The 12,939-nt window shown below is 56.2% G+C and carries 14 protein-coding genes and 1 tRNA gene; 8 read left to right on the top strand and 7 right to left on the bottom strand.

Annotated features, from left to right (window positions below):
• Position 1 precedes the first annotated feature (1 nt).
• The 3 genes from ACSPHG_RS19505 (at position 2) to ACSPHG_RS19495 (ending at position 2,967) form a co-directional block, all read left to right on the top strand.
• Positions 2-1,177, top strand: coding sequence for an MFS transporter (locus ACSPHG_RS19505; RefSeq protein WP_435955127.1), 1,176 nt, complete (start codon positions 2-4; stop codon positions 1,175-1,177).
• Between the two features lie 147 nt (positions 1,178-1,324).
• On the top strand, positions 1,325-2,128 hold the full coding sequence (locus ACSPHG_RS19500; protein WP_435955126.1) for an endonuclease/exonuclease/phosphatase family protein: 804 nt from the start codon (positions 1,325-1,327) through the stop codon (positions 2,126-2,128).
• 71 nt (positions 2,129-2,199) lie between these two features.
• Positions 2,200-2,967, top strand: a complete 768-nt coding sequence (locus tag ACSPHG_RS19495; RefSeq protein WP_435955125.1) for a class I SAM-dependent methyltransferase — start codon at positions 2,200-2,202, stop codon at positions 2,965-2,967.
• Between the two features lie 52 nt (positions 2,968-3,019).
• On the opposite strand, the gene mltD is transcribed toward ACSPHG_RS19495, so the two are convergent.
• Positions 3,020-4,390: a murein transglycosylase D gene (gene mltD, locus ACSPHG_RS19490; protein WP_435955124.1), complete on the bottom strand. Its 1,371-nt coding sequence runs from the start codon at positions 4,388-4,390 to the stop codon at positions 3,020-3,022.
• 70 nt (positions 4,391-4,460) lie between these two features.
• Positions 4,461-5,216, bottom strand: coding sequence for a hydroxyacylglutathione hydrolase (gloB, locus tag ACSPHG_RS19485; RefSeq protein WP_435955123.1), 756 nt, complete (start codon positions 5,214-5,216; stop codon positions 4,461-4,463).
• 36 nt (positions 5,217-5,252) lie between these two features.
• Here gloB and ACSPHG_RS19480 point away from each other — a divergent pair, with 36 nt between their 5' ends.
• Complete coding sequence (locus ACSPHG_RS19480) at positions 5,253-6,011, top strand: class I SAM-dependent methyltransferase (RefSeq protein ID WP_435955122.1); 759 nt, start codon at positions 5,253-5,255, stop codon at positions 6,009-6,011.
• Here ACSPHG_RS19480 and rnhA read toward each other — a convergent pair.
• Positions 5,968-6,441, bottom strand: a complete 474-nt coding sequence (gene rnhA, locus ACSPHG_RS19475) for a ribonuclease HI (protein WP_435955121.1) — start codon at positions 6,439-6,441, stop codon at positions 5,968-5,970. The two genes, ACSPHG_RS19480 and rnhA, sit on opposite strands and share 44 nt — an antisense overlap.
• Before the next feature lie 52 nt (positions 6,442-6,493).
• On the opposite strand from rnhA, the gene dnaQ reads away from it, so the two are divergent.
• Together dnaQ and ACSPHG_RS19465 are read left to right on the top strand one after the other, a co-directional pair.
• Positions 6,494-7,225, top strand: coding sequence for a DNA polymerase III subunit epsilon (gene dnaQ, locus ACSPHG_RS19470; RefSeq protein WP_435955120.1), 732 nt, complete (start codon positions 6,494-6,496; stop codon positions 7,223-7,225).
• 131 nt (positions 7,226-7,356) lie between these two features.
• Positions 7,357-7,433 (top strand) — tRNA-Asp (locus ACSPHG_RS19465).
• A 53-nt stretch (positions 7,434-7,486) separates the two neighbouring features.
• Here ACSPHG_RS19465 and ACSPHG_RS19460 read toward each other — a convergent pair.
• Positions 7,487-8,986: an NCS1 family nucleobase:cation symporter-1 gene (locus ACSPHG_RS19460; RefSeq protein WP_435955119.1), complete on the bottom strand. Its 1,500-nt coding sequence runs from the start codon at positions 8,984-8,986 to the stop codon at positions 7,487-7,489.
• A gap of 225 nt (positions 8,987-9,211) precedes the next feature.
• Here ACSPHG_RS19460 and hpxA point away from each other — a divergent pair, with 225 nt between their 5' ends.
• Both hpxA and puuE read left to right on the top strand, forming a co-directional pair.
• Positions 9,212-9,949, top strand: coding sequence for an allantoin racemase (hpxA, locus tag ACSPHG_RS19455; protein WP_435955117.1), 738 nt, complete (start codon positions 9,212-9,214; stop codon positions 9,947-9,949).
• 31 nt (positions 9,950-9,980) lie between these two features.
• The gene (puuE, locus tag ACSPHG_RS19450; protein ID WP_435955116.1) at positions 9,981-10,946 is read left to right on the top strand and encodes an allantoinase PuuE; all 966 of its coding nucleotides are present in this window, start codon (positions 9,981-9,983) and stop codon (positions 10,944-10,946) included.
• A gap of 40 nt (positions 10,947-10,986) precedes the next feature.
• Here puuE and hpxZ read toward each other — a convergent pair whose 3' ends face one another.
• From hpxZ to hpxX, 3 genes are read right to left on the bottom strand one after another with little or no spacing between them, the layout of a single operon-like run.
• Positions 10,987-11,370 (bottom strand): oxalurate catabolism protein HpxZ, encoded by a 384-nt coding sequence (hpxZ, locus tag ACSPHG_RS19445; RefSeq protein ID WP_435955115.1) that lies wholly within the window; start codon positions 11,368-11,370, stop codon positions 10,987-10,989.
• A gap of 1 nt (position 11,371) precedes the next feature.
• On the bottom strand, positions 11,372-12,748 hold the full coding sequence (locus tag ACSPHG_RS19440; protein ID WP_435955113.1) for an AtzE family amidohydrolase: 1,377 nt from the start codon (positions 12,746-12,748) through the stop codon (positions 11,372-11,374).
• Complete coding sequence (gene hpxX / locus ACSPHG_RS19435) at positions 12,745-12,930, bottom strand: oxalurate catabolism protein HpxX (protein WP_435955112.1); 186 nt, start codon at positions 12,928-12,930, stop codon at positions 12,745-12,747. The genes ACSPHG_RS19440 and hpxX overlap by 4 nt, the downstream gene beginning before the upstream one ends.
• Positions 12,931-12,939 lie beyond the last annotated feature (9 nt).

Raw genomic sequence — 12,939 nt, 5'->3', positions numbered from 1 at the left:
TATGCCTCTGGCGCTTCTGGCACTGACTATCAGTGCGTTCGCAATCGGTACTACCGAGTTTGTTATTGTTGGCCTGGTTCCTACCATCGCCGAGCAGCTTTCTATTTCACTGCCCTCTGCCGGGCTGCTCGTTTCAATCTATGCGCTGGGCGTCGCCGTTGGTGCGCCGGTGCTGACCGCCATAACAGCTAAGCTACCGCGTAAACAGCTGCTGATTGGCCTGATGGTGTTATTCACCGCAGGCAATCTCCTGGCATGGCTTTCGCCAAACTATGAAACGCTGGTCATCGCCCGCCTGTTAACGGGGCTTGCCCACGGCGTGTTCTTCTCGATTGGGTCTACCATCGCAACTAGCCTTGTCCCGAAGGAAAAAGCCGCCTCCGCAATTGCTATCATGTTTGGTGGCCTCACCGTTGCGCTGGTCACCGGCGTGCCGTTAGGGACTTTCATCGGTCAGCATTTTGGCTGGCGTGAAACCTTCCTCGCCGTTTCATTCATCGGTGTTATTGCATTGTTCACCAGTATGATTCTGGTACCGAAAAATATTCCGACCCGCGCCGTTGCGAGTCTGAAAGATCAGCTCAAGGTATTGACCCATCCTCGCTTGGTCATTATCTATGCCATCACCGCGCTGGGATATGGCGGCGTATTCACCGCATTTACCTTCCTGGCACCGATGATGCAGGATCTTGCCGGCTATTCCCCGGCGGCGGTAAGCTGGATTCTGTTGGGATATGGCGTCTCGGTTGCCATCGGAAATATATGGGGTGGCAAGCTTGCGGATCGTCACGGTGCTGTTCCCGCTTTGACATTTATATTTGCCGCTCTGGCAGTACTGCTACTGGTATTCCAGTTTACCGCCAGTTCGCATATTGCCGCGTTGGTTACGGTTCTGGTGATGGGCATCTTCGCTTTCGGTAACGTCCCCGGTCTTCAGGTTTACGTAGTTCAGAAGGCCGAAGAGTTCACGCCAAATGCCGTAGATGTTGCTTCTGGCCTGAATATCGCAGCTTTTAACATCGGGATTGCGATGGGGTCGGTCATTGGCGGGCAGACAGTGCAAAGCTACGGCCTCGATCAAACCCCGTGGATCGGTGCAGTTATCGTCGTCGGCGCGCTGCTGCTGATTGGCGTCAGCGGGCGCCTGGACAAACGAAGCGAAGTCGCCATTGGCTAACGACAAGGGGGAGGGCGTGAGTATTTTGTTACGCTCTTCTCCGTCAACGGTTTGTAATGGTCATTGAAACTCTGCGATAAAGTCCCTATAACTGAAAGACCGCCCTCCGTCAGAGGGCACTTTCGTTACAGAGGTCGTTAGTCTAACGTGCGTAAAAATACCTATGCCATGCGGTATGTCGCCGGTCAGCCCGCAGAACGTATCCTGCCGCCTGGTTCATTTGCGACTATTGGTCAGGCATTGCCACCCGGCGAGCCCTTACCTGGCGAAGGTAACCTGCGCGTTCTGGTGTGGAATATTTTCAAACAGCAGCGAGCCGACTGGCTTTCGGTGTTGCAGAACTTCGGCAAAGATGCCCATCTGGTTCTGCTGCAGGAAGCGCAAACGACCCCTGAGCTGGTGACCTTCGCGACCAGCAACTATCTGGCAGCGGATCAGGTTCCAGCATTTGTTCTGCCTCAGCATCCCTCCGGCGTGATGACGCTGTCCGCAGCTCATCCTGTATATTGTTGCCCGTTGAGGGAGCGCGAGCCCATTCTTCGCCTCTCCAAATCTGCCCTAGTCACCGTCTATCCCTTACCCGATGGCCGCCTATTAATGGTGGTAAATATTCACGCGGTGAATTTTAGTCTGGGCGTGGACGTGTACAGCAAACAGCTCGGCCCTATAGGCGATCAGATTGGCCATCACAATGGCCCGGTGATCATGGCCGGGGATTTCAATGCCTGGAGCCGTCCGCGTATGAATGCGCTGTACCGCTTCGCGCGTGAAATGTCGCTGCGTGAAGTGCGTTTCACCGACGATCATCGCCGTCGTGCTTTTGGCCGTCCGCTGGACTTCGTTTTCTACCGTGGTCTGAACGTCACCGAAGCATCGGTGTTGGTGACCCGCGCTTCCGATCACAACCCGCTACTCGTCGAATTTCGTCCCGGCAAGCCTGAGCTGAAGTAAGGTTAGTCAGGTCTGCCGGTGGGCAGACCCGTGTGCTGCCCTTTCAATTACTCAAACGCAAGGACAATACGATGGCAACACAGTCTCACCACGATAAAGTCGATCAACAGTTTGGATCGCAGGCCAGCGCTTACCTGAAAAGCGCTGTACACGCTGCTGGACGCGATCTCGAGCGTCTGAGCGCTCGTCTGGCGGCTTTCCCGCAGGCAAAACTGCTCGATATGGGATGCGGGGCTGGACACGCCAGTTTCATTGCGGCGGCGCAGGTGAGAGAGGTGGTTGCTTACGATCTTTCAGAAAAGATGCTGGGCGTTGTCAGCGATGCGGCGCAAACGCGCGGATTAGAAAACATCACCACGCAGCAAGGCTATGCGGAAATCCTGCCGTTCGACGATGAAACTTTCGACGTTGTCATCAGCCGCTATTCAGCCCATCACTGGCACGACGTCGGCAAAGCGCTGCGTGAGGTTAAGCGCGTGCTTAAGCCGGGCGGGGTGGTCATCTTTATGGATGTAATGTCGCCTGGACATTCCGTGCTGGATATCTGGCTGCAAACGGTGGAAGCCCTGCGCGATACGTCCCACGTGCGTGACTACTCAAGCGGCGAATGGCTGAGCATGTTTAATGACGCGGGCCTCGTCACGCAGAACCTGCTGTGCGACCGTCTGCACCTGGAGTTTTCGAGCTGGATCGCAAGAATGAGAACCCCAGCGGTACTGGCCGAAGCCATTCGCACCTACCAGCAAAGCGCATCAGATGAGGTCCAGCGCTACTTTGAACTGCAGAACGATGGCTCGTTTAGCAGCGACATCGTCATGCTTGAGGCGACGAAGCCTTGAGATGAAAAACAAAAAAGGCACCTAAAAAGGTGCCTTTTTCTTTGATTAACAATCACGTATCTGGCGTAGAGTTGTTGCTAACAAACAGCGTTAACTGATCGCCCGGTTTCAAATTATCCGTATCGTCGTTCCAGCGCAAAACATCTTTGATGTTCACACCGTGACGCTTCGCAATACTCGACAAGGAGTCGCCCTTGCGCACCTTATAGGTGATGCTATCGTTGTTGGCTAAACGCTCACCGCCGTTTTTAACGCTAAGAGTTTGGCCAACCTTAATATGCGCACCGCGAATACCGTTCCAGCTCTGCAAATCTTTAGCGCTTACGCCTAAGCGAGAAGCGATGCTCGAAAGGGTATCACCCGAACGAACCTTGTAAGATTTGTTGCTGCCAGCGCTGAGGCGGTTATCCGCCATCAATGTTGGCTGTACGGCTGCGATCTCACCCGATGCGAGAGAAGCTTTTAGCTGGTCGGCATGCTTCTTCGGCACCATCACATAACGCTGATTTTTGCCAACGGTAGACGTTTTTACGCCTGCGTTGAACGTTTTCAACGATGAAAGTGAAATCCCGGCCATCTCCGCAACCTGCGTCAGCTCGACGGGATTGCTGACTTCAACACGTGCTAAAGCACGGCTTTCGTCGGTGGTCGGCAAACGTACACCGTATTTTTGACTGTTCTTGAGAATATCGCTCAAGGCCAGCATCTTCGGCACGTAAATCTTGGTTTCCTGCGGCAGTGAAAGCGACCAGAAGTCCGTTGGTTTACCGCGGGATTTGTTCGCTTTAATGGCGTTCATCACGCGGCCTTCACCGCTGTTGTACGCTGCTACAGTGAGTAACCAGTCACCGTCAAACATCTTGTTCAAACGCTGCATCATGTCCAGTGCTGCGGTGGTGGAAGCCACTACGTCACGGCGTGCATCGTACGCTTTGGTCTGCTTAAGACCGTAATTGCGCCCCGTACTTGGAATAATCTGCCAAATGCCAGCTGCATTTGCGCCAGACGTCGCGTGGGGGTCAAAAGCGCTCTCCACTATGGGTAGCAGTACTAGTTCCATCGGCATGTTACGTTTTTTAACTTGCCCGGCAATCCAGTACATATACGGCTCTGCCCGTAATGTTACATCGTGGAGATAGCTCTTATTGCTTAGGTACTTCTGTTTCTGTTCGCGGATCCGGGTATTTTCCGGTATCCCCATCTTTAGCTCGTCGCCGATGAAGTTCCACAGGTTCTGATCTTGCGCGAGGAATGTCCCATCGTCCATCCATCGCGCCGAGGTCGCTCGACCAGTGTACTTTCCTGCTTCACCTTGACCAGCCGCAGACAGACTCTGCGCATGCTGTTGGATGTTAGCGTCATGCTTTGACGCCTGGCACCCCACAAGCAGGACAGTGGCGAGTAATATCGCTTTTGCCTTCATGTGTGTGTCAATGGTTGCTTAAAAGACGAGCAAGAATACATTTGACCGTTCGACAACACAACCAGAAAATTCAGAAGCTATCTTTCTTTGCGCGTAACCAGGCGAATATCTGCTGTGGTTGTTGCAAGTTTGTTTCTTTTCCAATTATTTCTTTTAAATCAGTATCTTCTGTTTTCAAAAAAACATTAATTTCACGTTCTAATTGTAACGTAGTCGGCAGAGTTGATTGGTTTTTTGCACGTAACTCCTTAACTTTTCGATAGTATCGGGTTAAACCCTCATCCTTCGGTAAAATACTTAAGGCAAATTGAATGTTGGATAATGTGTATTCATGTGCACAACAAATTAACGTTTCGGCGGGCAGTGAGTTAATCTTTTGAAATGATTGATACATTTGCTCTGGTGTGCCTTCGAAAAGTCTGCCGCAGCCGCCGGAAAACATCGTGTCGCCGCAAAAAAGATAAGGAAAATTAAAATAACAGATATGTCCTAAAGTGTGACCGGGTGTGGCAATTACACTAAATTCATACTTCAAAATATTGACCTTATCGCCTTCACCCACTACCCGGTTCGTTCCCTTATCTCGTGTCTCCTCGGGGCCATACACCACAAGGTCTGGGAAGTTTTGCAGAAGTTCTTTCACGCCGCCAACGTGGTCATGATGATGGTGGGTGAGCAAAATGGCTTCCGGCTGCCAGTGATTCTCAGCGATGGCTTTCAGCACCGGGGCCGCTTCGCCTGGGTCGACAATAATACATTTGCCCTGTTCGTCATTGAGAACCCAGATGTAGTTATCCTGGAAGGCGGGAATACTGTTAAGATTCATAATTCAACCTCTCGGCAAAGCGATTAGAAGGTAGTGATGAAACCGGCAAGGATACCTGACAATTTCACTTCACCGCATCATTGGGGACAGCTGCCCTGGGGGGAATACTACCGCGAGGCGCTGGAAAATCAGCTGCGCCCCTGGCTTGCTAAAATGTTCGGCTTTCACCTACTGAAAATAGGCAACCTTAGCGCAGAAATCGACACCAGCGCCTGCGCTATTTCACATCAGGTTAACGTCGCTTCGCAAGGTTCGCAGCTCCAGGTCATGGCCGACCCGCTGCATCTGCCCTTTGCTTCTAAATCCGTCGATGCCTGCCTGCTGGCGCATACGCTGCCCTGGAGTGCTGACCCGCACGGCCTGTTGCGCGAGGCGGATCGTGTCCTGATCGACGACGGCTGGCTTATCATCAGCAGCTTCAACCCGGTTAGCCTGCTGGGTCTTGGGAAAACGATCCCCTACCTGCGCAAGCGCGTGCCTTACAACAGCCGCATGTTTACGCCGATGCGCCAGTGTGACTGGCTCTCGCTGCTCAATTTCGAAGTGATGTATCAGCGCGGTTTTCAGGTTTTACCGTGGCAAAAGCAGGGCGGGAAAATGCTTAGTACCCACCTTCCGGCATTAGGGTGCATGCATGTGATCGTGGCGCGCAAGCGTACGCTGCCGTTAACGCTAAATCCGATGAAAAACCGCCAAGCGAAATCACAAATTCGCTCGGCGGTCGGGGCAACCCGTCAGTATCGTGAAGAAATTAAGCCTTCACGTCCGGCAGGTAGCCAACATCCTCAAGAGTAGGATTGGACGCGGCCTCGCGCGCAAGCTCGTCGCAGCGTTCGTTTTCCGGATGGCCCGCGTGGCCTTTTACCCACTCCCAGCTAATTTTATGTTCCTGCAGGGCGGCGTCCAGGCGCTGCCATAAATCGACGTTCTTCACCGGCTTTTTATCCGCCGTTTTCCAGCCGCGCTTTTTCCAGTTGTGGATCCACTGGGTGATCCCCTGGCGCACGTACTGGCTATCGGTACTGAGCACGATGTCACAAGGCTCAATCAGCGCCTCAAGCGCGACGATGGCCGCCATCATCTCCATCCGGTTATTGGTGGTCAAACGGTAGCCAACGCTGAATATTTTTTCATGCTGCTTATAACGTAGAATAGCGCCGTATCCACCCGGCCCTGGGTTACCGAGGCAAGAACCATCGGTGAATATTTCTACCTGTTTACGCATCTCTGGTAGACTTCCTGTGATTAAAAATCCAAGTCTGACATAAACGAGCGTTATGAGCACACCAATTACACGACAGATCGTCCTCGATACCGAAACCACCGGTATGAACCAGATCGGCGCTCACTACGAAGGCCATCGCATCATTGAAATCGGTGCCGTCGAAGTGGTTAACCGCCGCCTGACCGGCAATAACTTCCACGTCTATCTCAAGCCCGACCGGCTGGTGGACCCGGAGGCATTCGGCGTTCACGGCATCGCGGATGAGTTCCTGGCAGATAAACCGACCTTCGACCAGGTTGCCGATTCGTTCATGGACTACATTCGCGGCGCGGAACTTGTCATCCACAACGCCTCGTTTGATATCGGCTTTATGGATTACGAGTTTGGCATGCTCAAACGCGATATCCCGAAAACCGACACCTTCTGCAAAATTACCGACAGCCTGGCGCTCGCCCGTAAGATGTTTCCGGGCAAACGTAATAGCCTCGATGCGCTTTGCTCACGCTACGAAATAGACAACAGCAAGCGTACGCTGCACGGCGCGTTGCTCGATGCCCAGATTCTGGCCGACGTCTATCTGATGATGACCGGCGGCCAGACTACGCTGACCTTCTCTATGGAAGGCGACATTCAGCAGAAGCAGGGCGGTGACGGCATTCAGCGCGTGGTTAGAGGCGCAAGCGGCCTCCGCGTGATTCAGGCAAGCGACGAAGAAGTGGCGGCCCACGAATCGCGTCTCGATCTGGTACAGAAAAAAGGCGGCAGCTGCCTGTGGCGCATTTAAACCAGTGAGAACGCTCTAAAAAAGAGCATTCAGCCGATTTTTGCGGCAAACGATTCACTTTGTAAGAAAAACCGTTGACGGCCTGCGGGCCAGTCCGTAATATCCGCTTCGTTCCCGACGGGGGACAATGCGGAGCGGTAGTTCAGTCGGTTAGAATACCTGCCTGTCACGCAGGGGGTCGCGGGTTCGAGTCCCGTCCGTTCCGCCACAATTCAAAAGGCCTGAATCAGCAATGATTCAGGCCTTTGTCGTTTCTGGCGTTTAAAGCCGATCTTTCGACACGACAACCTGCGCCGTATATCCCGCCACCTCATTCTCTTTCTCACTGCGCGCCAGCAGGTTATAGCAGCCCGCGCTCAGAAACGCGCCGATAAACCAGCTGAAGTTAGCGATCTCGTGCAGAGAAGGAATAAAGCTAATCGTCAGGCAAACCGCTACCGACGGCACAAGCGCTGCAATTGCCTTCGGGTTAAAGCCGCCCTTGTACCAGTAGCGCCCCTTCGGTGAATCATCAAACAGATCGTCCACGTACACCTTGCTGCGCTTGATGATGTAGAAATCGGTGAGCAGAATTCCGAACAGCGGCCCGATAAAGGAACCCAGCACGTCCAGCGTGTAGTGAATCAGCTCCGGCGACTGGAACAGGTTCCACGGCGTCAGCAGCACGGACCCCACGGCAGCAATCATCCCGCCGGTGCGGAAGCTGATCTTCTGCGGCGAACAGTTAGAAAAATCAAAGGCGGGCGACACAAAGTTGGCGACGATATTAATGCCGATGGTGGCGGTGATCATCGTCAGCAGGCCAATCGCCATCGCCAGGCTGTTACCCACGTGGCTCACGGTTTCGATAGGATCGGTGATCATCTTGCCGAACAGCGACTGGGTGCCGGAAACAATCACCACCGTCACGATCGAAAACAGCAGGAAGTTAAACGGCAGCCCCCAGCGGTTGCCGCGGCGGATTTCCTTCATGCTCTTGCCGTAGCGCGAAAAGTCGCCGAAGTTCAGCAGCGGGCCGGAGAAGTATGAGACGACCAGCGCGGTGGCGGTCAGCATCTGCCAGGCCTGCTCGCCGGAGGTCAGCTGCTTGCTGGCAAGGGTAAAGGAAATGCCGTCAAAGCCGGTCTGGTAGAGGATCCACCCCGCCAGCGCCATCATCACCACGTAAACCGCAGGCCCGGCGATATCAATAAAGCGCTTAATCGCGTTCATGCCGCGCCAGAACACCATCGCCTGCAGCACCCACATAATGCCGAAGCACACCCAGCCCAGATGTGAAAGGCCGAGAAAATGCCCGACGGTCATCGGCGCAAGCGCAGGCCAGAACTTCAAAATCACCAGCATCAGCGCGTTGGCGGCGAGCCAAGTCTGGATGCCGTACCATGCAAAAGCGATAAGCCCGCGGATCACCGCCGGAATATTAGCCCCGAACACGCCAAACGCCTGGCGGCAAATGACCGCATAGGGCACGCCCGCCATCTGGCTAGGCTTGGCGACCAGGTTCGCGCAAAGCTGCACGATGCAGATCCCCACCAGCAGGCAAAGCAGCACCTGCCAGCTCGCCAGCCCCAGCGTGAAGAAGCTGGCGGCAACTACGTAGCCGCCCATGCTGTGGACGTCTGACATCCAGAAAGAAAAAATATTGTACCAGGACCAGCTCTGGTTGCGCGTCGGCGCGAGATCCTCGTTACACAGGCGCGGGCTGTAGCCAGCGTTAGCGCCGTCGGGCATGGCTGAATGGGTATGTTCAACGTTTGGCATGAAATCTGCTCCTTTCAAAAACAGATGCTGACGGAATGTCTGCAACTTTCGTTGCATGAACCAGGCCAGGTTTCATTTTTGAAGAAACAAAGGGCGTTCCGCGGCAAAATACCGCCTTAACAAAGCAATATTGATACTTAACATGCATTATCTTAGTGCAGATAAAGCGAGCAATGCCCGCAGGTGGTGCTCCACCGCCGGGTAAAAAGGCTAACAGGAGCGAGCATGACGCAACATTTGATTCAGGTAATCAATCCCAATACCAGCGTGGCGATGACCCATACCATCGCCGAGGCGGCGCGCAGCGTGGCCGCCCCCTCAAGCAAAATCATCGCGGTTTGCCCCTCGCAGGGCGTGGAATCGATTGAAGGCCATTTCGACGAGGCAATTGCCGCCATTGGCGTGCTGGAGCAAATCAGGCTTGGCAAAGAGCAGGGCGTCCACGGCCACGTGATTGCCTGCTTTGGCGACCCCGGCCTGCTGGCGGCGCGCGAGATGGCGAGCGGCCCGGTTATCGGCATTGCCGAAGCCGCGATGCACGCCGCAACGTTTGTCGCCACGCGCTTTTCCATCGTCACTACGCTGCCGCGCACGCTGATTATCGCCCGCCATCTTCTCCAGCAGTACGGCTTTGAACACCACTGCGCCGCGCTCCACGCCATCGACCTGCCGGTACTGGCTTTAGAAGATGGCACGGGTCTTGCTCAGGAAAAGGTACGCGAGCGTTGCATACGGGCGATAAAAGAGGACAACAGCGGGGCCATCGTGCTCGGCTGTGGCGGGATGGCGAATCTGGCGCGGGAGCTAACCGCTGAACTGGGCGTTCCGGTGATAGACGGCGTAACCGCAGCGGTGAAAATGGTGGAATCCCTTCTCGCGCTCGGCCTCGGCACCAGCAAGCACGGCGACCTCGCGTATCCGAATAAAAAGCCGCTATCCGGCTGTTTTGACATGCTGAGCTGACGTGCGGCTCGGCGCAAAAAGGAACTCAACCATGCAGGCCGAAGCCAAAAAAACCTACAGCTTTACCGAAAACTATCCGCGCGACATGAAGGGCTACGCCGGGCGTCCGCCGCACGCCCGGTGGCCCGGCAACGCACGACTCGCCGTTCAGTTTGTGCTGAATTTTGAAGAGGGCGGTGAAAACCACGTGCTGCACGGCGACGACGGCTCCGAGCAGTTTCTGTCCGATATCATCGGCGCGGCGAGCTATCCGGATCGCCATATGTCGATGGATTCTTTATATGAATACGGCTCGCGGGCCGGTTTCTGGCGCATCCACGACGAGTTTCAAAAGCGTGGCCTGACGCTCACCGTGTTCGGCGTGGCGATGGCGCTGGCGCGCAACCCGGCAATTGTCGAAGCCATCAAAGCCGCGGATTACGACGTTGTCAGCCACGGCTGGCGCTGGATCCACTATCAGCACCTCGACGCCGCCACCGAACGCCAGCACATGCACCAGGCCATCGAAATCCTCACCGACCTGTTCGGCAGCAGGCCGCTCGGCTGGTACACCGGGCGCGACAGCCCCAACACCCGGCGGCTGCTGGTGGAAAACGGCGGTTTTCTCTACGACAGCGACTACTACGGTGACGACCTGCCGTTCTGGAGCGAGGTCACCTGCGAAGACGGTACGGTGAAACCGCACCTCATCGTGCCCTACACGCTCGACGCCAACGACATGCGCTTCGCCACCGCGCAGGGCTTTAACACCGCCGAGCAGTTTTACACCTATCTGAAAGACAGCTTTGACGTGCTGTACGAAGAGGGGGAAACGGCACCAAAAATGATGTCGATCGGCATGCACTGCCGCCTACTCGGCCGTCCCGGCCGCTTCCGCGCCCTACAGCGCTTTCTGGATTACATTGGTCAGTTTGACGACGTGTGGATTTGCCGCCGCCAGGAAATCGCGGAGCACTGGGCGCGGGAGCACCCATTCAGCCGGGGAGAGATGTTGTAGGTCGGATAAGCGAAGCGCCATCCGACATTTGCGGCTGAGCCTACCCCATCAAACTTACGTGCGCCGCCACGATGCGCCAGCCGTAGGGGAACTTCACCCACGTCTGCATCTGGCGGCCGATTCGCTCGCTGCCGTCGCGGGTAAATTCGGTGCTCGCCACGGCCATATCGTCGCCGTAGGTGGTGATGGTCGTGTTATCCAGCAGCCGTTCCAACCCCTGCGACGAGCGGCCGGTGCGGAAAGCGCGGATCTCTTCAATGCCGTACAGATTCTCCGTCACGCCGTAGCGCACGGTGCGCGCGTCGTCCCAGAAAAGTTCGTCCAGCACGGCGATATCGTTGCCGATCAGCGCCTGTTCATAGCGATAAAACGCCGCCCGTACCTCGTTAAGAATGGCCGGACGGTCAATATTGTCACGCGTCATTTTACATCACCTTCACGTCTACGATTCCCTGCAGTTCGAGCAGTCGGGCGGCCTGCAAACAGTCTTCTTCGCGCCACGGGGCGGCTATCAGCTGTATGCCAATCGGCAGGCCGCTGGTGGTCGGCAAGGGCACCGTCACCACCGGTAAACCCAGAAATGAAATCGGCTGGGTGAGCATTCCCATACTGGCTTTTACCGGCAGATCTACCCCGTTGATTTGCATCGTTTGCTGACCAATAAGCGTTGCGCAACAGGGCGTTGCGGGCGCTATTAACACATCAAACGAGTCAAACAGGGGCAGAGTCTGGTCACGGAACCACGCGCGGAAACGCTGTGCCTGAGTGTACCATGCCGACGGAGTCATAGCGCCAGCTAACAGGCGTTCCCGGGAATGAGGCTCGAAGCGCCGCGGCCGGTCGCGCAGGGCGGGCAAATAGTGATTCCCCCCTTCGGCGGCGGTCAGCAAAAAGGCCGCCGAGCGCGCAAGCTCCGCCTGCGGCATTTCAACATAATCCTGTGCATTCAGCGCCTGCGCCGCCGTCGCCACGGCGTTTTTCGCCGCGCCGTCGCACCAGATTTCGAAAAAGCCGCCGAGCACCGCGCAGCGCAGCCCGCGTGGGTTACTGAGCTTATCGGTGACCGGCTCTGCGGCGCGCGCGGACTGGAAATCATCCGCACCGTCCGCTCCCTGAAGCATATCGTAGACCAGCGCTAAGTCATCCACGCTGCGGGCGAGCGGGCCGATATGATCGAGGCTTGCGACAAACGGCTGGCTGCCAGCGCGCGAAAGCCGCCCGAAGGTCGGCTTAAGGCCCAGCACGCCGCACAGCGAGGCGGGAACGCGAATCGAGCCGTTGGTGTCCGTGCCTAACGTGAAGTTCACCAGGCCTGCCGCGACGGCCGCCGCCGACCCGCCGGAAGATCCGCCCGCAACGCGTGAAAGATCCCGCGGATTGCGCGTGGCCCCGTAAAAGCTGTTCTCCGTGGTGAAGCCATAGGCATAGGCGTCCATGTTCAGCGCGCCGGCAAGCGTCGCCCCCGCTTTGTTTAGCCGGGTGATGGCAAACGCGTCGGCGGCGGCGGGGGGCAGATCGCTAAACAGTTCGGCTCCCGCAAGCGTCGTCACGCCTTTAATATCAAACAGATTTTTCACCGCGTAGGGCACGCCCGCGAGCGGCGGCAGGGTTTCGCCCCGCGCGCGCAGACCATCGACGGCGGCGGCTTCTTCCAGCATGCGCTGTAGCGTCAGCCCGGTAAAAGCGTTAAGCGACGGATTGTCCCGCTCGATGGCGGCCAGGGTTTGCTGCGCCAGCTCCCGGGCGGAAAAGCTGCCCAGCGCCAGCCCCTGCTGGATCTCGCGTATCGACAGCGCGCTCATAGCTTGTATACCCCGGCGACTTCCTGGCGCTGCGGCAGCCCAAAGGCCAGCAGCGGTTCGGCGAGCGTCGCCATGCGGGCAAGCTGCACCGCCAGCTCCGCGCGGCGCTCGTCGTCCAGCGGCACGTTGAGAAGCTGCTCCATCAGATTGATATAGGTGGGCCAGTCGAGTGATTGCGTCATTGTTTTCTC

Source organism: Dryocola baronae, assembly GCF_051297175.1.
GTDB lineage: Bacteria > Pseudomonadota > Gammaproteobacteria > Enterobacterales > Enterobacteriaceae > Dryocola.
The sequence above is the reverse complement of the archived record's forward strand: the minus strand, read 5'-3'. Positions and strand labels throughout refer to the sequence as shown.

Bases quoted from the DNA above. Each gene is read 5' to 3' on its own strand.
- ACSPHG_RS19460 (WP_435955119.1), bottom strand. From the start codon at position 8,986: ATGCCAAACGTTGAACATACCCATTCAGCCATGCCCGACGGCGCTAAC.
- puuE (WP_435955116.1), top strand. From the start codon at position 9,981: ATGCAGGCCGAAGCCAAAAAAACCTACAGCTTTACCGAAAACTATCCG.
- mltD (WP_435955124.1), bottom strand. From the start codon at position 4,390: ATGAAGGCAAAAGCGATATTACTCGCCACTGTCCTGCTTGTGGGGTGC.
- hpxZ (WP_435955115.1), bottom strand. From the start codon at position 11,370: ATGACGCGTGACAATATTGACCGTCCGGCCATTCTTAACGAGGTACGG.
- hpxA (WP_435955117.1), top strand. From the start codon at position 9,212: ATGACGCAACATTTGATTCAGGTAATCAATCCCAATACCAGCGTGGCG.
- ACSPHG_RS19505 (WP_435955127.1), top strand. From the start codon at position 2: ATGCCTCTGGCGCTTCTGGCACTGACTATCAGTGCGTTCGCAATCGGT.
- dnaQ (WP_435955120.1), top strand. From the start codon at position 6,494: ATGAGCACACCAATTACACGACAGATCGTCCTCGATACCGAAACCACC.
- rnhA (WP_435955121.1), bottom strand. From the start codon at position 6,441: ATGCGTAAACAGGTAGAAATATTCACCGATGGTTCTTGCCTCGGTAAC.
- ACSPHG_RS19440 (WP_435955113.1), bottom strand. From the start codon at position 12,748: ATGAGCGCGCTGTCGATACGCGAGATCCAGCAGGGGCTGGCGCTGGGC.
- ACSPHG_RS19495 (WP_435955125.1), top strand. From the start codon at position 2,200: ATGGCAACACAGTCTCACCACGATAAAGTCGATCAACAGTTTGGATCG.
- gloB (WP_435955123.1), bottom strand. From the start codon at position 5,216: ATGAATCTTAACAGTATTCCCGCCTTCCAGGATAACTACATCTGGGTT.
- hpxX (WP_435955112.1), bottom strand. From the start codon at position 12,930: ATGACGCAATCACTCGACTGGCCCACCTATATCAATCTGATGGAGCAG.
- ACSPHG_RS19480 (WP_435955122.1), top strand. From the start codon at position 5,253: ATGAAACCGGCAAGGATACCTGACAATTTCACTTCACCGCATCATTGG.